Annotated in this window: 21 protein-coding genes; 15 read left to right on the top strand and 6 right to left on the bottom strand. The window is 65.9% G+C overall.

Features of this window, described 5'->3' with window-relative positions; translation table 11 throughout:
• Positions 1–152: 152 nt before the first annotated feature.
• From VFG49_RS03610 to VFG49_RS03580, 7 genes are all read left to right on the top strand, one after another.
• Positions 153–755, top strand: coding sequence for a hypothetical protein (locus VFG49_RS03610; RefSeq protein ID WP_324858140.1), 603 nt, complete (start codon positions 153–155; stop codon positions 753–755).
• A 14-nt stretch (positions 756–769) separates the two neighbouring features.
• Positions 770–964 (top strand): helix-turn-helix transcriptional regulator, encoded by a 195-nt coding sequence (locus VFG49_RS03605; protein WP_324858139.1) that lies wholly within the window; start codon positions 770–772, stop codon positions 962–964.
• A gap of 48 nt (positions 965–1,012) precedes the next feature.
• The gene (locus tag VFG49_RS03600; RefSeq protein WP_324858138.1) at positions 1,013–2,599 is read left to right on the top strand and encodes an alpha/beta hydrolase; all 1,587 of its coding nucleotides are present in this window, start codon (positions 1,013–1,015) and stop codon (positions 2,597–2,599) included.
• A complete protein-coding gene (locus VFG49_RS03595; RefSeq protein WP_324858137.1) occupies positions 2,596–3,330 on the top strand; it encodes an ATP-binding cassette domain-containing protein in 735 nt (244 codons plus the stop codon). The genes VFG49_RS03600 and VFG49_RS03595 overlap by 4 nt, the downstream gene beginning before the upstream one ends.
• Before the next feature lie 2 nt (positions 3,331–3,332).
• The gene (locus VFG49_RS03590) at positions 3,333–4,535 is read left to right on the top strand and encodes an ABC transporter permease (protein WP_324858142.1); all 1,203 of its coding nucleotides are present in this window, start codon (positions 3,333–3,335) and stop codon (positions 4,533–4,535) included.
• A gap of 230 nt (positions 4,536–4,765) precedes the next feature.
• On the top strand, positions 4,766–6,466 hold the full coding sequence (locus VFG49_RS03585) for a dipeptidyl-peptidase 3 family protein (protein ID WP_324858136.1): 1,701 nt from the start codon (positions 4,766–4,768) through the stop codon (positions 6,464–6,466).
• A 111-nt stretch (positions 6,467–6,577) separates the two neighbouring features.
• Complete coding sequence (locus tag VFG49_RS03580; protein ID WP_324858135.1) at positions 6,578–7,066, top strand: REP-associated tyrosine transposase; 489 nt, start codon at positions 6,578–6,580, stop codon at positions 7,064–7,066.
• Between the two features lie 224 nt (positions 7,067–7,290).
• On the opposite strand, the gene VFG49_RS03575 is transcribed toward VFG49_RS03580, so the two are convergent.
• Together VFG49_RS03575 and VFG49_RS03570 are read right to left on the bottom strand one after the other, a co-directional pair.
• Positions 7,291–9,165 carry an aspartyl protease family protein gene (locus tag VFG49_RS03575; RefSeq protein ID WP_324858134.1) on the bottom strand — a complete coding sequence of 625 codons (1,875 nt, stop codon included), beginning with the start codon at positions 9,163–9,165 and terminating at the stop codon, positions 7,291–7,293.
• A 74-nt stretch (positions 9,166–9,239) separates the two neighbouring features.
• Positions 9,240–10,037 carry an AraC family transcriptional regulator gene (locus tag VFG49_RS03570; RefSeq protein ID WP_324858133.1) on the bottom strand — a complete coding sequence of 266 codons (798 nt, stop codon included), beginning with the start codon at positions 10,035–10,037 and terminating at the stop codon, positions 9,240–9,242.
• A 227-nt stretch (positions 10,038–10,264) separates the two neighbouring features.
• On the opposite strand from VFG49_RS03570, the gene VFG49_RS03565 reads away from it, so the two are divergent.
• On the top strand, positions 10,265–10,708 hold the full coding sequence (locus tag VFG49_RS03565) for a hypothetical protein (protein WP_324858132.1): 444 nt from the start codon (positions 10,265–10,267) through the stop codon (positions 10,706–10,708).
• 23 nt (positions 10,709–10,731) lie between these two features.
• Here the strand turns inward: VFG49_RS03565 and VFG49_RS03560 are convergent, their stop codons facing one another.
• Together VFG49_RS03560 and hemH are read right to left on the bottom strand one after the other, a co-directional pair.
• Positions 10,732–11,595 (bottom strand): alpha/beta hydrolase, encoded by an 864-nt coding sequence (locus tag VFG49_RS03560; protein WP_324858131.1) that lies wholly within the window; start codon positions 11,593–11,595, stop codon positions 10,732–10,734.
• On the bottom strand, positions 11,592–12,644 hold the full coding sequence (gene hemH, locus VFG49_RS03555) for a ferrochelatase (RefSeq protein ID WP_324858130.1): 1,053 nt from the start codon (positions 12,642–12,644) through the stop codon (positions 11,592–11,594). Before hemH ends, VFG49_RS03560 begins: the two co-directional genes overlap by 4 nt.
• A 110-nt stretch (positions 12,645–12,754) precedes the next feature.
• Here hemH and VFG49_RS03550 point away from each other — a divergent pair, with 110 nt between their 5' ends.
• From VFG49_RS03550 to VFG49_RS03530, 5 genes are all read left to right on the top strand, one after another.
• Complete coding sequence (locus VFG49_RS03550) at positions 12,755–13,444, top strand: lipid-binding SYLF domain-containing protein (RefSeq protein WP_324858129.1); 690 nt, start codon at positions 12,755–12,757, stop codon at positions 13,442–13,444.
• Positions 13,445–13,510: 66 nt separating this feature from the next.
• A complete protein-coding gene (gene tatA / locus VFG49_RS03545; RefSeq protein WP_324858128.1) occupies positions 13,511–13,744 on the top strand; it encodes a twin-arginine translocase TatA/TatE family subunit in 234 nt (77 codons plus the stop codon).
• Between the two features lie 24 nt (positions 13,745–13,768).
• Complete coding sequence (gene tatB, locus VFG49_RS03540) at positions 13,769–14,176, top strand: Sec-independent protein translocase protein TatB (RefSeq protein WP_324858127.1); 408 nt, start codon at positions 13,769–13,771, stop codon at positions 14,174–14,176.
• Positions 14,163–14,927 carry a twin-arginine translocase subunit TatC gene (tatC, locus tag VFG49_RS03535; protein ID WP_324858126.1) on the top strand — a complete coding sequence of 255 codons (765 nt, stop codon included), beginning with the start codon at positions 14,163–14,165 and terminating at the stop codon, positions 14,925–14,927. The genes tatB and tatC overlap by 14 nt, the downstream gene beginning before the upstream one ends.
• Positions 14,924–15,403 carry a cupin domain-containing protein gene (locus tag VFG49_RS03530; RefSeq protein WP_324858125.1) on the top strand — a complete coding sequence of 160 codons (480 nt, stop codon included), beginning with the start codon at positions 14,924–14,926 and terminating at the stop codon, positions 15,401–15,403. Before tatC ends, VFG49_RS03530 begins: the two co-directional genes overlap by 4 nt.
• 305 nt (positions 15,404–15,708) lie before the next feature.
• Here the strand turns inward: VFG49_RS03530 and VFG49_RS03525 are convergent, their stop codons facing one another.
• Together VFG49_RS03525 and VFG49_RS03520 are read right to left on the bottom strand one after the other, a co-directional pair.
• Complete coding sequence (locus VFG49_RS03525; RefSeq protein WP_324858124.1) at positions 15,709–17,073, bottom strand: S41 family peptidase; 1,365 nt, start codon at positions 17,071–17,073, stop codon at positions 15,709–15,711.
• Between the two features lie 124 nt (positions 17,074–17,197).
• Positions 17,198–18,397, bottom strand: coding sequence for a murein hydrolase activator EnvC family protein (locus VFG49_RS03520; protein WP_324858123.1), 1,200 nt, complete (start codon positions 18,395–18,397; stop codon positions 17,198–17,200).
• 384 nt (positions 18,398–18,781) lie between these two features.
• Between VFG49_RS03520 and gltB the strand changes: the two genes are divergently transcribed.
• Both gltB and VFG49_RS03510 read left to right on the top strand, forming a co-directional pair.
• Positions 18,782–23,227, top strand: coding sequence for a glutamate synthase large subunit (gltB, locus tag VFG49_RS03515; RefSeq protein ID WP_324858122.1), 4,446 nt, complete (start codon positions 18,782–18,784; stop codon positions 23,225–23,227).
• The gene (locus tag VFG49_RS03510; protein WP_324858121.1) at positions 23,224–24,669 is read left to right on the top strand and encodes an FAD-dependent oxidoreductase; all 1,446 of its coding nucleotides are present in this window, start codon (positions 23,224–23,226) and stop codon (positions 24,667–24,669) included. The genes gltB and VFG49_RS03510 overlap by 4 nt, the downstream gene beginning before the upstream one ends.
• Positions 24,670–24,738 lie beyond the last annotated feature (69 nt).

Genomic DNA, 24,738 nt, shown 5'->3' with positions numbered 1-24,738 from the left:
TGTGTCACATTTTGAGAACTTTCTTATTGCTGAAGGCCTTAAGTTAGGCGTAAGGCTGCCGATAACCTTGGCGCTGTCAAGCGAGCTTGACAACAGCTCGAAATGTCCTCACTCTTGTGTCAAGTTCGCTTGACACAGGGTTGAGGCATTCCATGGCACGTCTATCCGGCAAGCAGTACGAGCAACGCATGCTTGGGGCCATGGCGGCCTACACCGCCTTCATGCTGGCGGGTTGGCCGATCGTGCGGACCACCGCTTCGCTGCCGCTCAAGGTGCTGCTGGCGCTGGCCCCGCTGCTCCCCATGTTCTACGTGCTGGCGCTGATGGCGCGGCGCATCCGCGAGAGCGACGAGCTGGAGCAGCGCACCCATCTGGTCGCCCTGGGCGTAGCCACCGGCGTCACTGCGGCGCTCAGCCTGGCCGGCGGCTTCCTGTCCATTGCCGGGCTGGTCCCGCTGGACGGCTCGGTGCTGATCTGGATCTTCCCGCTGATGATGGTTTGCTACGGCACTACCCGCTGGCAGGTGGGGCGCCGCTACGGTGTGGACGTGGGCTGCGATGAACACGACCGTCCCGGGCGGCAGGTCCGCTTCCTTCTCATGGGCGTCATCCTGGCGGTATGCGCGGCCTACGCATGGCTACGCCACTGGGACGACTTCAAGGTCGGGCTGCTGTGCGGACTGGCGCTTTCGTTCCTGGTGGTGGCTGCGCTGATGGGCCTGCGCCGCCGCGCGGCGGAATTCCCGGACGAGTAACCGGACCCCGGCCCATGAACAACCACCTGCGTGAACTGCGTAACGACCACGGCTGGTCGCAGGCCGACCTGGCCGAAAAGCTGGAGGTCTCGCGGCAGACCATCAACGCCATCGAGACCGGCAAATACGATCCGAGCCTGCCGCTGGCCTTCAAGATCGCGCGGCTGTTCGGTCTTTCCATCGAATCGATTTTCGAACCCGCGCCATAGGCTGCGCGGGCCTGTACTGCAACCCGAAGGGGCGAGGGGTAAGCGGATATGGCAATCAACGGACGGACGGTTCTGCGCATTGGTGTGGTGGCCATCGGCCTCGCCACGCTGGGCTGGAACCACTTCAATCATCGCGCCGCGGCGCCGGACCAGGATGAGCAGGTCGTCGAGGCCACACCTCAGGCCAGCAAGCCCTTGGCGCCCGCCAAACCGCAGACCTGGCAACTGGGTTCGCTCACGCTGACACCTTGCGAACTGGGCCAGCCCAACAGCGGCCTCTCGACGGCGGCGTGGTGTGCACCTTTTGAAGTGCCTGAGAATCGCGACGATCCGCACAGCCGCAAGATCGAGCTGAAGCTCGCGATCATCCGCAGCAGTGCCCAGGTAGCCAGCAAGGACATGCTGGTGATGCTGGCCGGCGGCCCCGGCCAGGCCGCGACCGAATCGTGGCCGGGCGTGGCGGCGGCGCTGCAGCCGCTCACCGCGCATCGCCACGTGTTGCTGCTCGACCAGCGCGGTACCGGCGGCTCACACCCGCTTACCTGCAAGGAAGACGAATCCGCCGGCACCGAAGGCGGCGTCGACAAGCCCGAGGCTGGCGTCGAACGGGAGCGCGAGGAAACCGAGCGCTGCCTCAGGCAGCTCGCCGGTCATGCCGACCCGCGCTACTACACCACCACCGTCGCCGTGCAGGATCTGGAAGACGTGCGCAAGGCGCTCGGCTCGCCCACCTTCGACCTCGTCGGCGTGTCCTACGGCACGCGCATGGCGCAGCAATACGCCATGCGTCATCCCGATGCCGTGCGCAGCCTCGTGCTCGACGGCGTGGTGCCCAACGAACTGGTACTGGGCGAGGATTTCGCGCAGAACCTGGACGACGCGCTGAAGGCGCAGTTCGCGCGCTGCGGCAAGGACGACGCCTGCCGCCAGCGCTTCAACGATCCCTACCAGACGCTCTACCAGCTGCGCGACGCGCTGCGCGCGAACCCGCACAAGGTGACGTTCCGCGATCCGCAGACCTACCAGAGCGTGCAGCGCGTGCTCAACGAGGCATCGCTGGCCAGCGTGGTGCGCATGTTCGCGTACACGCCGCTTACTTCCGCGCTGCTGCCGCTGTCGATCGATGCCGCTGCGCACGGTGACGTCGGCCCCCTGCTGGGACAGGCGAAGCTGCTGTCCAGCGACCTTTCGGACACCATGAACGGCGGCATGCAGCTGTCGGTGATCTGCAGCGAGGACGCCGACCTGCTCACGCCGCGCCCGCAGGATGCGCACACCATTCTTGGCACGCGCATGATCGATACGCTGGAGAACGTCTGCGCGCTGTGGCCCAAGGGCACGCGACCGGACGACTTTCACCAGCCGTTGAAGACCGACACGCCCACGCTGCTGATGTCGGGCGAGTTCGACCCCGTCACGCCGCCGCGTTACGGCGATCAAGTGGCCAAGAACCTTTCGAATGCGCGCCATGTGGTGCTCAACGGGCAGGGCCACAACGTCATCAATGCGGGCTGCGCGCCGCAGCTGGTCAAGCATTTCATCGAAGACCTCAAGCCCCAGTCACTCGACGTGAAATGCCTGGCTCACTTGCGCGCCACGCCGATCTTCACGGACTTCAACGGAGCTTCGCCATGATCGAGGTAAAGGATCTGCACAAGGCCTTTGGCACCGTGAAGGCGGTCGATGGCGTCAGCTTCACCGCACGCGACGGCGAGATCACCGGCCTGCTTGGCCCCAACGGCGCCGGCAAGACCACCTCGCTGCGCATGCTCTACACCCTGATGAAGCCCGACCGCGGCCAGGTATTGGTAGATGGCATCGATGCCGCGGAAGATGCGCTGGCCGTGCGCCGCCGCCTGGGCGTGCTGCCCGACGCGCGCGGCCTCTACAAGCGCCTTACTGCGCGCGAGAACATCGACTATTTCGCGCGCCTGCAGGGCCTGCCCGAGGACGTGCTTGCCACGCGCCGCGAAGCGCTGGTGCAGGCGCTGGAAATGGAGGACATCGGCGACCGTCGCACGGAAGGCTTTTCGCAGGGCCAACGCGTGAAGACCGCGATTGCCCGCGCGCTGATCCACGATCCGCGCAACGTCATTCTCGACGAGCCCACCAACGGCCTGGACGTGATGGCCACGCGCGCGCTGCGCCAGTTCATGCAGCGGCTGAAGGCGGAAGGCCGTTGCGTGCTGTTTTCCAGCCACATCATGCAGGAGGTCGCCATGCTGTGTGACCGCATCGTGGTGATCGCCAACGGCCGCGTGGTCGCCGACGAATCGCCCGCCGCGCTGCGCGAGCAGACCGGCGAGGCCAACCTGGAAGATGCCTTCGTGAAGATCATCGGCAGCGAAGAGGGACTCGCCGCATGAACATGGATACTCGCCTGACGCTCGGTCGCACGCGCGCCTTCCTCACCGTCTTCCTCAAGGAAGTGAAGGAAAACCTGCGCGATCGCCGCACCATCATCAGCGCCTTTCTCACCGGTCCGCTGCTGGGGCCGCTGATCCTGGTGATGCTGCTCAACATCAACCTCAACCGCGAACTCGACAAGGCCGAAAAGCCGCTGCCCGTGCCCGTGATTGGCGCCGAATACGCGCCCAACCTGATCGGCGCGCTGAAGGCCGAAGGCATCGTGCCGCAATCACCCGTCGCCAATCCCGAAGTGGCCGTGCGCAAGCAGGACGCCGACGTGGTGCTGCGCATCTCGCCGGACTATCCCAACGCCTGGCACAAGGGCGAGTCGGTGCAGGTGGAGCTGATCTACGACTCGTCGCAGCGCGATGCGAACACTGCCGTGATGCGCGTCAGCCAATTGGTGGAAACCTATGCGCGCCAGCAGGGTGCCATGCGCCTGGTTGCGCGCGGGCTGTCGCCCGGCACGGCATGGCCGGTGGTGGCGGCGCGACGCGACCAGGCCACGGCACAGGCACGTGCCGCGTTGATGTTCTCCATCCTGCCGTACTTCTTCGTGCTCAGCGTGTTCATGGGCGGCATGTATCTCGCCATCGACCTCACCGCAGGCGAGCGCGAGCGCCAGTCGCTGGAACCGCTGTTCGCCAACCCGGTGCCGCGCTGGAAAATCCTTGCCGGCAAACTCGCGGCGATCTGCGTGTTCTCGGCGGCCAGCCTGCTGATCTCGCTGATGGCATTCGCCGTGGTGGGACGCTTCATTCCCACCGAAAAGCTGGGCATGGAACTGGAGCTTGGTTTCAGCTTCGGCAGCCGCGTGCTGCTGTTGATGCTGCCGCTGATCGTGCTGCTGGCGGCGTTGCAGTCGATGGTGGCGGCGTTCGCCAAAAGCTATCGCGAGGCGCAGACCTATGTGTCGCTGCTGATGTTCGTGCCAGTGATACCGAGCATCCTGCTCTCCACCATGCCGATCAAATCGCAGATGTGGATGTATGCGGTACCGCTGCTGGGCCAGCACCTGGGCATCATGCAACTGCTGCGTGGCGACGGCATCGAGCCGCAGCAGCTGGGCCTGTGCCTGCTGGGCAGCCTCGTGGCCGCGGCACTGGGCGTGCTGGTGACGGCAAGGTTGTATCAGTCGGAGAGGCTGGCGATTTCGGGCTGACGCCTTTGACTCCTTCTCCCCTTCGGGGAGAAGGCTGGGATGAGGGGCGGGTGCTCGCGGTACGGTTTCATCAAAAAAGCCCGCTCAAGTAATTGCTACGGCAAGACTGCCCCTCACCACCGTAAAGGCATTGCCACCTTCACGGTGGTGGCAACGCCCCAACCCTCTCCCCGGCGGGGAGAGGGAGTCAGTCGCGGTACCATGGCGCTTTCCTCCATCCGGAACACGCCATGCGCCGCCACCTGCTCGCCCTGAGCCTCGTCGCCGTCCTCGCCGGTTGCAGCTCGCACGACAACACGGGTGCGACGCAAACGTCCGCGCCAGCGCCGGCCGCCACGGTCCCGGCAGTGCCGCCGCCGTCCACCGATGCCGACAACGCCACGCAGCGTCTGGCCAACTACGCCTCCGTCAAGCTCACCGCCGACCTTTCCGGTTTCGACGACAAGCAGAAGCAGATGATCGCCTTGCTGGTGCAGGCCGCCGATGTCACCAACGACATCTACTGGCAGCAATCGTGGGGCGACAAGGCCGCGCTGATGGCGCGCATTCCCGACGACGTCACGCGTCGCCTGGCCGAAATAAACTATGGCCCGTGGGACCGCCTCGACAACGACGAGCCGTTCGTGGCTGGCGAGGGTCCGCGCCCGGCCGGTGCGCAGTTCTATCCCACCGACATGAGCAAGGACGAATTCGAAAAGGCCGACCTCAAGGACAAGGCCGGCCTCTACACGCTGCTGCGCCGGGATGCGCAGGGCAAGCTGGTCACCGTGCCGTATCACGAGGCGTACAAGGCCGACCTCGATCACGCCGCCGGCCTGCTGCGTCAGGCCGCGGAGCTGTCTGCCGACAAGGATTTCGCCGGCTATCTCAAGAAGCGCGCCGAAGCGCTGCAGAGCGACGACTACCGTCCCAGCGACTTCGCCTGGATGTCGATGAAGAGTAATCCGGTCGACATCGTCATCGGCCCCATCGAAACCTACGAAGATCAGCTCTACGGCTACAAGGCCAGCTACGAAAGCTACGTGCTGGTGAAAGACCAGGCCTGGAGCGCCAAGCTCGCACGCTTCGCCAAGTACCTGCCCGAGCTGCAGCGCGAGCTGCCGGTGGACGACAAGTACAAGGCCGAGAAGCCCGGCTCCGATGCCGATCTCAATGCCTACTTCGCCGTGTATTACGCGGGCGACGCCAACGTCGGTGCCAAGACCATCGCCATCAACCTGCCCAACGACGAGGAAGTTCAGCTGAAGAAAGGCACGCGGCGCCTGCAGCTGGAAAACGTGATGCAGGCGAAATTCGACAAGATCATGCTGCCGATCGCCAAGGCGCTGATCGCCGACGACCAGCAATCGCACCTCACCTTCGATGCATTCTTCGAGAACACCATGTTCCACGAAGTGGCGCACGGCTTGGGCATCAAGAACACGCTGGGCGACAAGGGCCTGGTGCGCACCGCGCTGAAAGACCAGGCGTCCAGCTTCGAGGAGGGCAAGGCTGACATCCTTGGCCTCTACATGGTCAGCAAGCTGGCCGATAAAGGTGAGTTGGACAAGTCGAAGCTGATGGACAACTACGTCACCTTCCTTGCCGGCATCCTGCGTTCGGTGCGCTTCGGCGCCAGCGACGCGCACGCCAAGGCCAACATGGTGCGCTTCAACTTCTTCCAGCAGCAGGGCGCCTTCACCCGCGAGGCCACCACCGGCCGCTACCGCGTCGACTTCGACAAGATGACCGCCGCGATGAACGCCCTCTCCGCCAAGCTGCTCACCATCCAGGGCGACGGCGACTACGCCGCCGCCAAGCAGCTCACCGACCGCATGGGCAACGTCGACGCCACGCTCGCCAGTGACCTCAAGCGCCTGGACCAGGCGAAGATTCCCGTGGACGTCACCTTCGAGCAGGGACTGGACGTGCTGGGGTTGGCCAAGCCGTAGCGTGTTCCACCGTAGGAGCGCACCCAGTGCGCGATAAACGCCTGGTTGTCATCGCTCCGCCGGCTTTTCGCGCACTGGGTGCGCTCCTACAGAAATGCGACCGGGTAGCTGATGTCTTCGCAACCCCGACAGTGCGACGTTGGGGTGATGACACGATATGGACACCAGGCGTTGCGCAAAGGGCGTGCTTCACTGCCAGGGCACGCCTATGTACTGACAACGACCACCGCGCATCGTCGGCCCGTTTTCAGGAATGCCGAATCCGCACGAGTCGTGGCGCGAAGCTCCATCGATCCTTCCTGCTGGGGTGACGCGCGCCTGCTGTGCTGGGTACTGATGCCCGACCATTGGCACGGTCTTGTGCAACTGGGCGATCGCGACAGCATCTCCCTGGTTATGAACCGGTTCAAGGCGTTCACCGCGCGACGCATGCATTGCACGCAGCCTGGAGTCGTTTGGGATCGAGGCTTCCATGACCGGGCCGTGCGGAAGGAAGACGACGTCAGGGCGGCAGCACGCCATATCGTTGCCAATCCGGTACGCGCTGGTTTGGTAAGCAGCGTATTGGACTACCCGTACTGGAACTGCGTCTGGCTGTAGGAGCGCACCCAGTGCGCGATGGGCGCCTTGCAGTAACTGCTCCGTAGGCTTTCGCGCACTGGGTGCGCTCCTACAAGTGGTCTAAATCCATTCGCTTTTGGCGCTCATTTCAAAGCGCCGCGCACGCTGATTGCAGGAGCGCACCCAGTGCGCGTTGGGCGTTGCCGCGTCACCGCGCTGCAGGCTTTTCGCGCACTGGATGCGCTCCTGCAGAAGATCAATGCCTACCTTGGCGCCACATCCCGCGCCATCATCTCCAGCACCCGCCCATCCCCCAGTGTCAGCGACAGCGGCGTGCCCTCCGGCAGGTGTGCACTCATGTCCCGTAGCGTGCCGAAACTGAGTGTGGAGGCCGGCTTGCCGTTGGCGGCGACGATGGCGTCCCCCTGCTTCAGTCCTGCTTTCTGCGCGGGGCTCCCCGGCATGACGTTGATCACCTTGAACCGATCCGGCTGCGCCTGTTCCTTCTCCGCGCGAAAGCCCGCCATGCCGTAATGCCAGTCAGGCGTCTTCGCGCGCGGCATCAGCACCATCTGCTGGCGGCGATAGTCGAAGTGCACGTTGAAGCGCGAAAGGATGTCCTGGCCGATGTTGCCCGCTTCGCTGGGGTTACCGGTGGCGCCGGCATCGTCGCGCGTCAGCATGGCCACCACGTTGTCCAGGCGCTGCTTGCCCAGCTCAAAATCGTGTGCATGCGCGACGTGCGCGGTGAACAGTCCGCCGACGCCGCCCGTGGGAATCGGCAGGCCCGCGGCATAGCGTGCTTCGATGCCCGCCCGCCGGGCCCATTGCGGGAAGGTCAGCACATAGCCCGCGTTGCCGGTGTCGATGCCGAACATGCCGCCTTGACCGTCCAGTGACGCATTCACCAACGGCATGTCGTCGGTGAAGCGCAGCGTGATAGCGTCACCCTTCATCGCGGGTGGCGTCTCGCCCTGGTCGTATGGCGCGAGGCGAAGTTCGCTGCGGTCGTAGTCGAAGGTGATCGCGAACCGCTCGAACATCTCCAGTCCAAGGATGCCGGCGATCGGCGTGTCGGTGCCGCGCTCGTAGAAGCCGTAAGGGTAGGGCAGCACGGTATAGGTGAGATCGCGCACGTGTGCATCGCCCAGCGCGGTGTCGTGCACCTTCGTATACGACGTGCTCATGGTGCCGGAGCCTGATCCGCCGCTGACGCCGTTGCCCTTGGTGGCGAAGCCGAGTTGTTTCGCCGCGTCGGCGGTGAGGATCGCGTGCCCGCCGGTGTCGAGGATGAACGGCATGGGTGGCCGGCCATCGATGCCCACGTCCACCAGCACGATGCCGCCTTCCAGGCGCAGCTTCGTGGTGGCGATGTGGGCACCGTTGGCCATGGTGATGTCGCGCACCTTGCCTTCTGGCCGACGCAGGGCCGCAGCCGGGATCGCATCGAGGAGTTGATAGCGTTCGACCACGTCCACCGCCGAACCATCCGCGTTGCCGGCGAGATTGGTGCGCGAGGTATCGATGCGATGCGGCAGCAGCAGGCCGTTGACGTCGCGGTAGTCGCCATAGCGCTGCGTAACGATGACGAACGAACTGGCCCAGGTTGCATGATCGACACGATGCGTGACGGGGTCGATCCACAAGGTGACCGCACGGCCACCTTCCGGCGTGGCTTCAATGCGCTGCCAGCGGTGCCCGTTGTCCTGCGCATCAGGCAGTGGACGGTAGTTCACCGCGGCATGGATATCGAGAAAGCCGAAGCGACGCAGCCAGGCTTCGCTCACGCCCACCGTGCGCGCTTCGTCCGAGTCGAGCGGATGCAGGAGGCCGGTGACGTCCTCGCGCCACTGCCCCTGGGCATCGGCGCCTTCAGCGGTCGCGAAGACTTCGTTGCGCATGTGCGAAGTGAACTGCCCGCTGCGAAGGTCGACCGTCATCTGCCAGGGGCCGGTCAGGTCGTCGCCTGTTTCCTTGCCCTCCGCCTGCAGCGCAGCCACGCCTGACCATCGCGCGCCGCCATAGGCCTGGCGCACGCTGTCGAGCAAGCCTGATGTCGGAGAGGCGGGCGAGGCCACGGCGCCGGACAACGCGCCGACGAGCAGCAGGCCCAACAGTGGGCGATGGAACGGGGACATGGGCGTGGCTCCTTGCACGGGGTGGCGCCATCGTCCATCCCGCCGCGATCAGGGTCTAGGACGTGCGTGATCTATCAGGACGCGCGTTGCGCCTTGTGCCGGTAGTCACGGGGTGTTTCGCCGGTCAGCCGCTTGAACACGCGGGCAAAATGGCTCTGGTCGCTGAAGCCCGCCGTCATCGCCACTTCGGCAATGGAGAGGCGAGGGTCGTGCAGCGCGAGTCGCGCCCGTTCGATGCGCAGGCCGCGTTGGTATTCGCCCACGGACGAACCCTGCAGGCGCTGGAAGCTGCGCGCCAGGTGCGAAGGATGCACGCCCGCGAGCGCGGCCAGGTCCTGCAGCGAGGGCGTGCGCAACGGGTCGTCATGCAATCGCTGCAGGACGCGTTGCAGCCACGCAGGTCGTCGTTCGCCGTGGGCGCGACACGCAGCGGCCGCCAGCTCCATCACCGCCGATTGCAGGGCCAGCTCGGCTGCATCGTCGGTGGCGAGCAGTTCGCGTTCGATGCGCTCCAGCAGTCTTCCTGCCTCGGGCAGCTTCAACTGGCGATGCTCGCCCAGCAATCTGGCGACACCGTCGCCAGCGCCATCGGCAAAGAAGATGCTGATGCAGCGTGCGCCTTCCGGTGCGAAACGATTGGCATGGCGGTGGCCGCGGGGATGCGCCAGCAGCAGCCCGGGCGAGCAATCGAATGCATCGCTGCCGGACTGCTGCATATAGCGCCCATTCGCCACGAGACACAGGTAGGCCTCGTCATGCTCATGACAGGGCAAGGCGCTGCCGCCGGCATAGGCCGTGGCGGATATCTGCAGGCCACCCAAGCGGCAGATCCGCTCGGGTTGCCCGTAGTTGGCGCGCTGGAAGTGCTGCATGACGCCAGTCTAGGCCGCTGGCTCGCCGGGGCATGTGCCGTCGGTCAGGCATCGGTTCGGTCGTGCCGGTTGCGCCGGCGTCGAGACAGGCGCACATTGCGCCCCAGGCGGCGCCGGGGAATGCGCCGTTTCCGCTGTTCGATGACCGTGTCCTTTGACGTTGTTCAACTCAGGGAGAGCATGTCGTGCGCGATAGCAAATCAACCAGGAAGGGATGGAAGCTGGCCATGGCTCTGGCTGTGACGGCTGTGGCCGCGATGGTGCATGCCGAAGCCGTCAAGGAATCGCAGTATCTGCCAGCCTTCGAGTCGGCCGCTGGCCCCAAGGGCACCAGCATGACCGTCAAGGGCAAGCTCGGCGGCTTCGTGCTGGGGCCGAACAAACTGGTCTTCGTCGACAAGTCCAACCAGAACCTGTGGCTGGTGACCACGCAGGACGGCTGCGAGCAGCCGGCGATCACCGACCAGGGCAACGTGGTCACGGAAGATGCGCAAGGCAACGCCGCACCCTGCCACTTCGAGACGATCCAGCCGATCAACCGCGAGAAGCTCAGCCGCGTGATCAGCGCGCGCATGGGCAACAATGACATCTTCGCGAGCCTGCCCATGCTGGGGCCACCGAAGCTGGACAACAGCATGAACCACATGAGCAACACGGCCGGGCAGCACTGAGGCCACGGCGGCCGCGCGCCTGCTCAGGCCGTCGCGCGACCTTCGAGATGTGCCGCGGCCCACGCGGCCACGGCCGCCGGATGCTCCAGATGCAGGTGATGTCCTCCCTGCATCGTGCTGACCGCGATGTCCGCCACGCAGGCGGCGCGGGCATGCATCTGAGTGTGCGGCAGGTAGGGCGTTTGCGGATCGGACAACAGCAACGCGGTGGGCGATTCGATACCGCGCAGCAAGGCGTGGACCTGATCCTCCGCGGTGCGCAGCGGCGAGGGACGGTTGAGCCGCGGATCGCTGCGCCAACGCCAGCCTTCGGGCGTTTCCCGCAGTCCGCGCTCGACGATGGGGCGGGCCTGCGGCCCCGGCAAGCCGCTGGCCATCGAGCGCGCGCTGATTGCGTGTTCGATCGACGGGAACGCGCGCAGTGAGCGACCGGTAGCCGCACTCGCCATGGCGTCGCGGAAGCGGCGCAGCGTGTGGTGTCCGTCATCGGCGATCGGACCGAGGCCTTCGATCAGCGCGAGCCGCTCGATACGCTCCGGCCTGGCGGCCGCCACCAGCGCGGCGATACCTGCGCCCAGCGAGTGCCCCAGCAGGTGGTAGCGCTCCAGCGCCATGGCATCGGCGGCGGCCAGCACGGCGCGCACGTAGTCCACAAAGTGATAGTGCGCACCGGGAGGCAGGTGATCGGAATGCCCGTGGCCCGGCAGTTCCAATGCGATCACGCGCCAGCGATGGGCAAGGCGCGGCGCGAGGTACGCATAGCTGCCCGCGTTGTCCAGCCAGCCGTGCAGGGCGAGCAGCGGCGGCGCGCCTTCGTCGCCCCAGACCTGGGCGCGCAGGCGCAAGTGAGGCAACGCGATGTCGAGCTCGGCGGGCGAAAGGTTCATGTGGGCGGTGCAAAGGCCGGCCAGCCACCGGCATGGCGCAGCACCAGCCCGGTCAGGCTTTCGACCTGCTCGTCGCTATCGTTGAGCGCCGGGATGTAGCGCAGCTCGTGGCCACCCGCTTCGCGGAAGAAGTCCCGGTTCTGCATGGCGATCTCTTCCAGCGTTTCCAGGCAGTCCACCGCAAATCCGGGACAGGCAACGTCCAGCGTCCGCACGCCCTGCGCCGCCAGTTGGCGCACGGTCGCGTCGGTATAAGGATCGAGCCATCGCTCGCGGCCCACGCGCGACTGGAAGCTCAGCACCAGCTGCGTGTCGTCCAGCCCGAGCCGCTGGCCAAGTGCGCGAGCGGTGGCTTGGCATTGGTCCAGGTACGGGTCACCCAGGCGCACGTAGCGCTCGGGAATGCCATGGAAGGAGAGCAGCAGCTTTTCGCCCCGGCCGTGTTCGGCCCACCACTGCTCGATGCTGCGTGCGAGCGCCTCGATGTGCGCCGAGTCGTCATGGTAGTCGTTGACGAACCGGAGCTCAGGCGGCCAGCGCAATGACTTCATGGCGTCGGCCACCGCATCGACCACTGAACCGGTGGACGTGGCCGAATACTGGGGATACAGCGGTAGCACCAACAGCTGACGCACGCCTTCGCGCTGCAACTGCTCGATCTGCCGCTGCACCGACGGTTCTCCGTAGCGCATCGCCAAGGCCACGCGTACCGGTTTCGCGCAGCGGCGCGACAACGCTTCCTGCAGTCGTGTCGCCAGTGCCTCGCTGCCCACGCGCAACGGTGACCCTTGTGGCGTCCAGATGCGTTGATAGGCATGCGCGGAACGCGCGGGGCGTACTCGGAGAATCACTCCGTGCAGGATCAGCCACCACAGCCAGCGCGGGTAATCGATGACGCGCCGGTCGCCAAGGAATTGGGCCAGGTAAGGCCGCACCGCTTGCGCGGTGGGCGCTTCCGGTGTGCCAAGGTTCACCAAAAGCACTGCAGCCTGAACGGGCAGGTCGCGGGCAAGGCCGGCGGGGCCGGTATAGTCATGGCTGCGTGGCATCGTGGCGCTGACGGAGAAACCGCCGCAGAGTCTGCCACAAGCCGCCAGTTGTGCCGCGGGCACCGTAGCCGCAGGCGGCGCGACACCCTTATCCGCTCCAGGAGTTATCCATGTTCAAGGCATCGTTGCATCGTGTGTTGCTTGCCCTGTCGGTCCTGCTGCTGCCGGCCATGGCAGCGCACGCCGAGGATCCCCCGCTGGTGCGCGCGCAAAACTCGGTGCGGGTACTCAACGAGATCATGCAGGCGCCGGACAAGTCCATTCCGGTCGACCTGCTGAAGGAAGCCAAGGCCATCGCGGTGATCCCTGACCTGCTCAAGGTCGGCTTCGTCTTCGGCGGCCGCCGCGGCGAAGGCCTGATTTCTGTGAAGGGCGCCGACGGTACCTGGTCCAACCCCAGCTTCATCACCATGACGGGCGGCAGTGTGGGCTTCCAGGCCGGCGCCTCGTCCAGCGACATCATCCTGGTGTTCCGCACGCAGCGCGGCGTGGATTCCATCGTCAACGGCAAGTTCACGCTGGGCGCGGACGCCGCCGCTGCGGCAGGGCCGGTGGGCCGCACCGCCCAGGCGTCCACCGACAGCGACTTCAAGGCCGAGATCTATTCCTACTCGCGCTCGCGCGGCCTGTTCGCCGGCGTGGCCCTGGACGGCTCCGCGCTGCGCATCGACTACGACGCCAACGAAGCGATCTACGGCAAGGGTGTCACGCCCCGCCGCATCTTCGAGGGCGGGGTGGCGAACGTCCCGGGTCCTGTAGTCGATTTCAGGGACCGCCTGGAGGAGTACACTCAGCGCTGATGTGGAGCGGCGGCGCGATGGCGTGACGGCTTCGTTCCGCCGCTTTGACATCCTGAGGCCCGTTAAATGAGCATTACCCATCTCCTTATCCTGCTGGTCGTAGTCGTGCTGATCTTCGGCACCAAGAAGCTGCGCAATATCGGCGGCGACCTGGGTGGCGCCGTGCGTGACTTCAAGAAGGGTCTGGATGGCGATGAAGGCGCCGCCAAGCCGACTAACCCGGACGAACGCCTGCGCGCGGACCCGCCCGCGGGCACCAACCAGAACCAGAGCCAGCACGACACCACGGAGCAGAAATAAGCCGGTCGGCGAGAGCCTGCTCCAATGATCGAGATCAGCTTCGGCAAGCTGGTATTGCTTGCGCTCATTGCGCTGATCGTGCTCGGCCCCGAAAAGCTGCCGCACGCCGCCCGCACCGCGGGCGCCTTGTTGCGTCGCGTGCGCTCGGGCTGGGACAGCGTGCGCTCGGAAGTGGAACGCGAACTGCAGGTGGAGGAGATCCGCCGGCAGGCGCGTGAAGCGGCCGCCCGCGCGGAAGCCGCCCAGGCCGAACTGGACGAAACCCTGCGCAAGATGCGCCCCACCGGCGGCACGACTGCCGCCGATGCGCCCGCGCCTGCAGCGGCACCAGAGTCCGCAGTGACACCCGCGGCCGAGGCAGCCCACGCAGCCCAGACGACTGCGACGGTTGAGGTGACGTCCGCCAAGGAGGCCCCGCATGGCGACGCCTGAGCTGGAAGGTCCCGACGATGGCGGCCTCGAACAGGGCCTGTTCTCGCACCTGATCGAACTGCGCTCGCGCCTGATGCGCGCCATCGTGGCCGTGCTGGTGGTGCTGGCCGCCTTGATTCCCTTTGCCAACCGGCTCTACACGGAGCTGGCGGCACCGCTGGTTTCGCGCCTGCCTGCCGGTGCGCACCTGATCGCCACCGAAGTGGCGAGCCCGTTCGTGACGCCGCTCAAGCTGGCGTTCTACGCCGCGCTGTTCATCGCGATGCCGGTGGTGGTCTATCAGTTGTGGGCCTTCGTCAGCCCAGGTCTTTACCGCAACGAGAAACGTCTCGCACGACCGCTCTTGGTGGCCGCGCTGCTGCTGTTCTATCTCGGCTGTGCGTTTGCCTATTTCCTGGTGCTGCCCGCCGCGTTCCGCTTCCTCACGGCGGTGACGCCGCAGGGCGTGGAGATGATGACGGATATCACGCATTACCTCGATTTCGTGATGCTGATGTTCTTCGCCTTCGGCCTGTGCTTCGAAGTGCCGGTGGCGGTGGTGATTCTCGCGGCGATCGGCGTGGTCAGCCTGGAGCAGCTGCGCAGCGGTCGCCGCTACGCGATCGTGGGCGCCTTCACCATTGCCGCCTTCATCACGCCGCCGGACATCACCTCGATGATCATGCTGGCCGTGCCAATGTGTCTGCTCTACGAGATCGGCGTACTGGCCGTGCGCTGGCTGCTGAAACCTTCCGGCGCGAGCGCGACATGAGCGAAGCGAGCGAGCGCATCGACGAGATCAAGGCGACGCTGCAGCTGCAGCCGCATGTCGAAGGCGGTCACTATCGCCGCTTCCATCCGCCCAAATCCGCTGAAGAAAACAGCCTGGCGCGACATGCGATGAGCGCCATCCACTACCTGCTTGAGAGCGGCCAGTGCAGCAGCTGGCACCGCGTGGATGCGGAGGAAGCCTGGCACTTCGCCGAAGGCGATGCGCTGGAACTGCTGATCTACAACCCCGCATGCAAGAGCCTGGAACGATGCCGCCTGGGGAGCCTGGCCGATGGCCACCGTTCCGTCGCGATCGTGCCCGCCGGCGCGTGGCAGGCGGCGCGACCGCTGGGCGCGTACACCCTGGTGACTTGCCTGGTGGCGCCGGGATTTGAGTACGAAGGGTTTGAACTGCTGGCGGAAGACGATCCGCTGGCGGGTCACCTGATGGGATTGGCGCCCGAAATCGGGTTCTGACCTTCCTCCTGCTTCCGGCGGCAACCTCTCACCTGTAGGAGCGCACCCTGTGCGCGATCTCCTTCCGCGCCAGTCATTCCCATGGCTACCCGGCGTACGTGTGCCTCGACGACAGCGCGCAGATCCTGCTTGCGAGGCGCGTTGCAAACGCGCCAGGCTCGCCTGATTCCCGACGGTTGGCTGTCACCTGCGCGCAGGCGTGCCATGGCGAGAAACATCCACAGTCGTGGATGAGGCACCAGCGGGAACCTGGTCGCGCACAGGGTGCGCTCCTGCAAAGGAGTCGCCCCTATGCAGGAGGACCATCAGTGCTTCGTCGGGATCGCCGGCGCGACGCGGTTCAGCGCCAAACCCTTCAACACGTTCAACGCCTGCGAAAGCGCGTAGTCCTGCGTCGCCAGCTTGGCGTTCTCCGCGCTGCCGTCGTTGTCGATGTCCTGGCCCGTCTTGCTGTTCTCGTTGGCCAGATGGTTGGGCAGGTCGGCTTCGGAGCCGATGAGGGTGGCGGCGCTGTCGGCCTTGTTGACCGAAAGGTCGGCCAGGGCGATGTCGGGCTTGATGCCCTCCGCCTGGATCGAGACGCCGCTGGGCGTGTAATAGCGCGCCGTGGTGATCTTCACCGCGTGGTCGTTGTCCAGCGGCAGTACGGTCTGCACCACACCCTTGCCGAAGGTACGGCGGCCGATGATCAGCGCGCGGCGGTTGTCCTTCAGTGCACCGGAGACAATCTCCGCGGCCGATGCCGTGCCGTTGTCCACCAGCACGACCATGGGCGCACCGTGGAGCAGGTCGCCCTGGTGCGCCTCGAAGCTGAGGTTGGAATCCTGCAGGCGCCCGCGCGTGGTGACGATGGTGCCCGAATCGAGGAAATCGTCGCTTACGCCCACCGCGGCGGTAAGCAGGCCGCCGGGGTTGGAGCGCAGGTCGAGGATGGCGCCCTTCTGCGCGCCGTTCTTGCGGATCAGCTCGCCCAGCTTCTTTTCCAGGTCGGGCGCGGTGTCGTCCTGGAATTGGCTGATGCGGATATAGGCGTAGCCCGGCTCGATCTCGCGCAGCTTCACGCTGGTCACCGAAATGCGCTCGCGCACCAGCGGCATGTCGATGGGCTTGTCGCTCTTTTCGTGGAGGATGGTGAGCGTGATCTTGGTGCCCGGGTCGCCGCGCAATTCCTTGAACATCTCGTCGATGTCCTCGGCGTCCACGGGCTTGCCGTTGACCTTGATGATGGTGTCGCCGGCCTTGATGCCGGCACGCGCGGCGGGCGTGTCGTCGATGGGGGCGATGATGCGCAAGGTGCCATCCACCTGCAGCACTTCGATGCCCAGTCCACCGTACTGCCCGGTGGTGTCCTCGTTGAGTTCTGCCAGGCCGTCCTTGTCCAGGTATTCGCTGTGCGGATCCAGCCCGCTGAGCATGCCGCTGATGGCGGCCTTCATCATGGTCTTGTTGTCCACCGGCTCCACGTACGCCTGGCGCACGATCTCGTAGACGCGACTGAAGTTGCGCACATCGTCCAGGTCCATGCGATCGGGCACCGACGAGGATGACGCTGGCGCCGGCGTGCTGGCGGCGGGTTTCTTGGTCCCGCTGGAGGGCGTGGCCGAGGTCTGGGCCTGTACGACGGGTGCCGCCAGCAACAGGGCAGCCAGGCTCAAGGTGGAAAACCGCATGGAAGGGGACTCCGGGGAAAACCAATGGGGGCGGCGGGCCGCGCAGCGCTGCTTGGACCGCCCGATCCCGCCAGAATTCAATGTCATGGCGCGCAGCGTAGCCTGCGACGCCGCATGGCCGGCGTCAACGCCGCTGGCTTAGCCATGTGCGCGGGTCGACGGGCTTGTTGTTCTGGCGCAACTCGAAATAGACACCGGTGTTGACCCCGGTCGGTGCAGTCGCGGTGCCGACCACTTCGCCGACCGATACCTGGTCGCCCACGCCGTGCAGCAAGGTTTCGTTGTTGCCGTACATGCTCAGCCAGCCGTTGCCGTGGTTGAGGATGACCAGCATGCCGTAGCCGCGAAGGAAGGCCGCATAGACCACCTTGCCGCTGGCTACCGCGTGCACCTCACTGCCCCCGGATGCCTTGATGAGGACGCCGTTGCCGTACGTATTGACCACGCCGCTGGCCGGCCACGGCAGGTTGCCGCGGATGTTGGCCAACCCCTTGCCGGGCGAGGGAGTGGCCGTGCCCGCATTGGCCTTGGCGGCACGCTCGGCCTCGCGGGCGGCCTCGTCGATGGCCTTCTGCAGCTTGTCCACCAACTGGTTCAGCGAGGCCTCGTTCTGCTTGAGCGCGGCCAGCCTGGCGCCCTGGTCCTTGTATTGGGCATCGGTGTCCGCGACCAGCTTGGCCTGCGCGGCGCGCTGCTGTTCCAGGGTCTTGGCCTGGGTCTCGCGTTCGGCGCGACTGGCCTGGAGGGCCTGCTGCTGGGCGGTGATCCGGGTTTCCAGATCCTGCAGCTTGGCCAGGTCGCCCATCAGCTTCTGCACCCGCGCGACGCGGTCTTCCTGGAAATACTTGGAGTAGGCCAGTGCCTGCGCGATGCGGGCAACATCGTCGTCGCCCATCAGCAGGCGCAGGTCCGAGCCGCGGCCCAGGGCGTAGGTGGCACGCAGCAGTTCGGCGATGGCCGCGCGCTGGCCTTCCAGGTTCTTCTGCAGCTCCGAGCGGTCGGCCTGCAACTGATCCAGTTCCTTTTGCTTGGCGGCCAGCTGGGTATCGGTTTCGCGAACGGCCTTGGCGGCGCTGGCCACGGCATTGGCCTGCCTGGCCAGCTCGGTGGTGGCGCTGTCGCGCTTGGCCGCGGTCTCGGCCTGTTCCTTGGCGAGCGCTTCCACCTTGCTGTGCACGTCGGTCAATTTCTTCTGCGCCTCGGCCTGCTCCGTGCGCGTCTTGCTGTCCTGCAACGACCAGGCCGGCAGAGCGGTGAGGGAGAGGACGAGGGCTCCGGCCGCGGCGCGGAGGAGGGGGCGGGCACGACGGACTGGTATGCGCATCGGCCGATTATCACAGAGCGCAGTGACAACGCGCGAGCCGCCGTGGACCGGGCGACGAACCTTGGCCGGCGTACCTCCAGCGCGACATGGTCCGCGCACTGGTATGGCCGGCATCGCATCGATGTGGCGCGCACGGATCTCGCGCATGGCTTCCGCCACGTGCGAAGTCACCTCGCATGCGTCGTCACGCAGCATTGCGTGCCACGCGCATCGATGTCCTGCGGACAAGAATTGCTTCCACCTGAAACTTTCATTTGGACGTAAAGATGTCTTTGACGCGACGCACCAATTGTGTTCTATTCGAGCTCACACTCGGATACGTGGCGGCGACACCTTCGGTGTCGTTGGGACAACGTGTCCCCATCCATCGGCCGGGGAGGCAAGATGGCGCAGGCAGTACCAGCGACGCTTTACGACGCTGCGTTTGAGCACGACAGCTGTGGCTTCGGCCTGGTCGCCAACATCGACGGGCATGCCAGCGCATGGGTGGTGGACACGGCATTCAATGCGCTGGCCAAACTTTCCCATCGTGGCGGCGTGAATGCCGATGGCGTGAGCGGCGATGGCTGCGGCGTGCTCTTCCATCGTCCGCTGGTCTGGCTGAAGGCGCTCGCCAACGAAGCAGGCATCGACGTGGGTACGCGTTTCGCAGCCGGCGTCGTGTTCCTCGATCCCGCCGGCGGTGACGAGTCCGCGGCCACTTTCGAGAGCTTCGTGCGCGAAGAAGGCCTGTGCATTGCGGGCTGGCGCGACGTCGCCGTCAATACCGAGGCCTGTGGGCCGCTTGCAGCGGCAGCGCAACCGCGCGTGCGCCAGGTGTTCGTCGAGCCGTCGGCCACGATGGATGACGGCCAGTTCGAGCGCGCGTTGTTCCGCGCGCGTCGCCGTGCCGAAACCGCGCTTTCCGAAGACCCGCACTTCTACGTGGTCACGCTTTCGTCCCATGTCGTTGGCTACAAGGCCATGGCGGCGCCGGGGCGATTGCGCGAAGTGTTTGCCGATCTCGCGCATCCCTCGCTGAGCGCCGACGCGGTGGTGTTCCACCAGCGCTACTCCACCAATACGCTGCCGCAATGGCGCCTGGCGCAACCGTTCCGCCTGCTAGCGCATAACGGCGAGATCAACACCATCCGCGCTAACCGCCGCTGGATGCAATCGCGCGAATCGATCCTGCATTCGCCGCTGGTGGATCTCTCGGATATCGGCCCGCTGGTGCGCCAGTCCGGTTCCGATTCGGAGAGCCTGGACAACGCATTGGAAGTGTTGCTGGCGGGCGGCCTTGATCTCATCGCCGCGATGCGCGTGCTGGTGCCGCCGGCCTTCGCCGCGCGCGAGGGCATCGACGAAGACCTCGCCGCGTTCTACGAGTACTACGCGTTGCACAGCGAGCCATGGGACGGTCCTGCAGGGCTCGTCATGTGCGACGGCCACTACGCAGCCTGCACGCTGGACCGCAACGGCCTGCGCCCCGCGCGCTGGGCGCTGTCGGCGGACAACCACCTCATCGTTGCCTCCGAGGCGGGCCTGTGGGATGTGCCGTCATCGCAGGTGGTCGCCAAGGGTCGACTGGCTCCCGGCGAGATGATCGCGGTGGACCTCAAGGAGCATCGCCTGCTGCGCGATGCCGACATCGACGACATCAACCGCAAGCGCGCGCCGTTCCGCGACTGGCTGCGTGCGGGCGTGAGCTATCTCGAATCGGACCTGATCGATCCGTCGCTGGCGGCCGAGCCGCTGCCGCAGGACGAGCTGCGCCGCTACCAGAAGCTCTACGGCCTGTCGCGCGAGGAACGCGAGACAGTGCTGAAGGTGATGGTGGAACTGGAGCAGGAAGCTACCGGTTCGATGGGCGACGACACGCCGGTGGCCGCCATGTCGCGCCAGGTGCGTCCGCTGTTCGACCGTTTTCGCCAGGCCTTTGCGCAGGTGACCAATCCGCCGATCGATCCGCTGCGCGAAAAACTGGTGATGTCGCTGGTGACGCAGATCGGACCGGAAAGCAACGTGTTCGACCTGACGCCGGAGAACGCGAAGCAGATCCTGATCAACTCACCCGTGCTCTCGCAGCGCAAGTTGCGCCAGCTACTGGCGTTGCCGCAGTTCACCGGCACGCCGCGCTTCGACCTGATGTATGCGCCGGAGGAAGGGCTGGAAGCGGCGCTTCGCCGCCTGTGCCACGACGTGGAAAAAGCCGTGCGCGACGGCTGCCAGCTGGTCTTCCTCAGCGACCGCTATCCGAGCCAGAGCCTGTTGCCGATCCATTCGCTGCTGGCGGTGGGCGCGGTGCATGCGCATCTCATCGACAAGGCGCTGCGCTGCCAGTGCAACATCCTGGTGGAGACGGCAACGCCGCGTGACCCGCACCAGTTCGCGTGCCTGCTCGGCTTCGGTGCCACCGCGATCTATCCGTGGCTGGCCTACCAGAGTCTGTTCGAGCTGGGGCGCGAGGGACACATCGCCAGCGATCGCTTCGAGATCGGGCGCAGCTATCGCCGCGGCGTGCGCAAGGGCTTGCTGAAGATCCTGTCGAAGATGGGCATCTCCACCGTGGCCGGCTATCGCGGCGCGCAGCTGTTCGAGATCGTGGGCCTATCGCCGGAAGTGGTGTCGTTGTGTTTCCCCGGCACCCCCTCGCGCGTCGGCGGCGCCACCTTCGAAGACCTGGAGGGCGACCAGCGCCTGCTTGCGGCCGAAGCGTGGAGCGATGCGCTGCCGCTGCGCGCCGGCGGGCTCTACAAGTTCGTGCACGGCGGCGAGTACCACATGTACAACCCCGACGTGATCGCCAGCCTGCAGAAGGCCGTGCGCACCGGCAATGCGGGCGACTATCGCGCCTATGCCAATTTCGTCGACCGTCGGCCGCCGTCGGCGTTGCGCGACCTGCTTTCGCCGCGGCCACTGCGCGAATCCATTCCGCTCGATGACGTGGAGTCAGCCGAAAGCATCCTGCGTCGCTTCGATTCTGCCGGCATGTCGCTGGGCGCGCTGTCGCCGGAGGCGCACGAAGCGCTGGCCATCGCGATGAACCGTCTCGGTGCACGCAGCAATTCCGGCGAAGGCGGCGAAGATCCGGCGCGCTATGGCACGGAGAAGACGTCCAAAATCAAGCAGGTCGCCTCCGGTCGCTTCGGTGTCACGCCGCAATACCTGGTCAATGCCGAAGTGTTGCAGATCAAGATCGCGCAGGGCGCCAAGCCCGGCGAGGGCGGCCAGCTACCGGGACACAAGGTAGACAGCACCATCGCGCGCCTTCGCTACGCCAAGCCAGGCATTGGTCTGATCTCGCCGCCGCCGCATCACGACATCTATTCCATCGAAGATCTCGCCGAGCTGATCCACGACCTCAAGGAAGTCAATCCCGAGGCGCTGGTGTCGGTGAAGCTGGTGAGTCACGCCGGCGTGGGCACCGTGGCCGCGGGCGTGGTGAAGGCGGGCGCGGACCTCATCACCGTAAGCGGCCACGACGGCGGCACCGGCGCGAGCCCACTCACCTCGATCAAGTACGCCGGCACGCCGTGGGAACTGGGTCTGGCCGAAACGCAGCAGACGCTGCGCCGCAATGACCTGCGTGGTCGCGTGCGACTGCAGACCGACGGCGGCCTCAAGACCGGCCTGGATGTGGTGAAGGCCGCCATGCTTGGTGCGGAAAGCTTCGGCTTCGGCACCGGCCCGATGGTGGCGCTTGGCTGCAAGTACCTGCGCATCTGCCATCTCAACAACTGCGCTACCGGCGTGGCCACGCAGCATCCCGTACTGCGCAAGGATCATTTCATCGGCCTGCCGGAGATGGTGATGAACTATTTCCGCTTCATTGCCGATGACGTGCGTGCGCACCTGGCACAGCTGGGTGCGCACAGCCTGGACGAGCTCATCGGCCGCGCCGACCTGCTTGAACAGGTCGATGGCACCACGCCGGTGCAGCACAAGCTCGACCTGCAGCCCTTGCTCGGGAACGCCGCGTTGGCGGCAAACGTGGATTTTGCCTGCACGCTGCCGCGCAACCCGATGCGCGACGATGCGGCATTGGCCATGCGCATCGACGAAGCGGCACGCACGGTCGTGACAGACAAGCTCGGCGGTGAGTTTGCCTTTGACATCGTCAACACCGATCGCGCGATCGGCGCACGCCTTTCCGGCGCGGTGGCACGGCTGTGGGGCGATCACGGCATGGACCAACATCCGGTGACGCTCAAGTTGCGCGGTGCTGCAGGCCAGAGCCTTGGTGCGTGGAACGCGGGCGGCGTGCATATCGATCTCGTGGGCGAGGCCAACGACGGCGTCGGCAAGGGCATGGCTGGCGGTCGCATCGTGGTGCGTCCGCCGGACGATTCGCCGTTCGCCACGCAGGATGCGGCCATCATCGGCAACACCTGCCTGTATGGCGCCACCGATGGCGAGTTGTTTGCCGCGGGTCGCGCGGGCGAACGCTTCGCCGTGCGCAACTCCGGCGCGCTGGCCGTGGTGGAAGGCGCCGGCGATCACTGCTGCGAATACATGACCGGCGGCGTGGTCGCCGTGCTCGGCAAGGTCGGCCTCAACTTCGGCGCGGGCATGACCGGCGGCTTCGCCTACGTGCTCGACATCGAGCGCACCTTCGTCGACTGCTACAACCACGAGCTGGTGGACATCCTGCGCATTTCGCCCGAGGGCATGGAGCACTACATGCAGCATCTGCGCAGCCTGGTGGCGCGCCACGTCGAACTCACCGGCAGTGACTGGGGTCGTCGCATCCTCGCGGACTTCCGCGGCCTGCAATACAAGTTCTGGCTGGTGAAGCCCAAGGCGGCAAGTCTCGCTGCGCTGGCGGAAGAGCTGAGGAGCGCGGCATGAGTGCAGGCTCCAAGGATTTCCAGTTCCTCAATGTGCAGCGGCAGACGCCGCGCACCGTGCCGGTGTCGATCCGCGTGCTGGGCTATGGTGAGATCTCGGGCGATTTCGCGGGTGCGCAAGCGGGTACGCAGGCGGAGCGTTGCATCGATTGCGGCAATCCGTATTGCGAACACGCCTGCCCGGTGCACAACTACATTCCCAACTGGCTGAAGCTGGTGCAGGACGGCCGTGTCATGGAAGCGGCGACGCTCATGCACGAGACTAATCCGTTGCCGGAGATCTGCGGCCGCGTGTGCCCGCAGGATCGCCTGTGCGAAGGCGCGTGCACGCTGGAACAGACTGCGTTCGGCGCGGTGACCATCGGCAGCATCGAACGCTGGGTAACCGACGAGGCTTTGCGCCAAGGCTGGCGGCCGGATCTTTCCGCGGTACGCGAAACCGGCCGGCGCGTGGCGATCATCGGTGCCGGTCCCGCGGGCCTGGCCTGCGCGGACCGACTGCGCCGCGCGGGTATTGCCGCGGACGTGTATGACCGCCAGAGCGAGATCGGCGGGCTGCTCACGTTCGGCATCCCGCCATTCAAGCTCGACAAGGGCGTGGTGCGCACGCGCCGCGACGTGCTTGAAGGCATGGGCGTACGCTTCCTGCTCAATCGCGAAGTGGGGCGCGACATCGAATTCGGCCAACTGCTGGACGACTACGACGCAGTGTTCGTGGGTACCGGCGCGTATACCTACGTGGATGCCCAGTTGCCGGGCCGCGACCTGCACGGCGTGCACGATGCCTTGCCGTTTCTCATCTCCAACACCGAGCGCCTTCTGCGCGACGAAGGCACTGCGCACGCGTTCGACTTCCGCGGCAAGCATGTCGTGGTGCTCGGCGGCGGCGATACCGGCATGGACTGCAACCGCACGGCGATCCGCCTCGGTGCCGCCAGCGTCACCTGCGTCTACCGTCGCGACGAGGCGAACATGCCCGGCTCGGCGCGCGAGGTGAATTACAGCCGGGACGAAGGCGTCAATTTCCTGTTCCAGCGCCAACCGCTGGAAATCCTCGGCGGCTCGCGCGGCAACGTGCGCGGCGTGCGCGTGGTGGAGACTGCGCTGGTCGATGATGGCTCCGGCCGCCTGCGTCCGCAGAACGTGGCCGGCAGCGAGTACGTGATCGATGCCGACGTGGTGATCCAGTCGTTCGGCTTCCTGCCAAGTCCGCCTGACTGGTTGCGCTCGCATGGCGTGTCGCTGGACAAGTCGGGCCGCCTCATCACCGGCGCCAACGGTGCCTTGCCCCACCAGACCAGCCACGCGCAGATTTTTGCCGGCGGCGACAATGTGCGTGGCGCCGATCTGGTGGTGCGTGCGGTGTATGACGGTCGCGAGGCAGCAGCGTCGATCGTGCAGATGCTGCAGCAGGTGGACGCCCCGGCCTTGGCGCACGCCTGAAGCCGGTACCGGGGCCTTTCTGTAGGAGCGCACCCTGTGCGCGAACGCGGCCCACGATCGATATCACTT

Origin of the sequence: Dyella sp., from assembly GCF_035685885.1 — a bacterium.
Classification (GTDB): Bacteria; Pseudomonadota; Gammaproteobacteria; order Xanthomonadales; family Rhodanobacteraceae; genus Dyella.
Note: the sequence above shows the minus strand (reverse complement) of the source record. Positions and strands in the feature narration are given on the sequence as shown.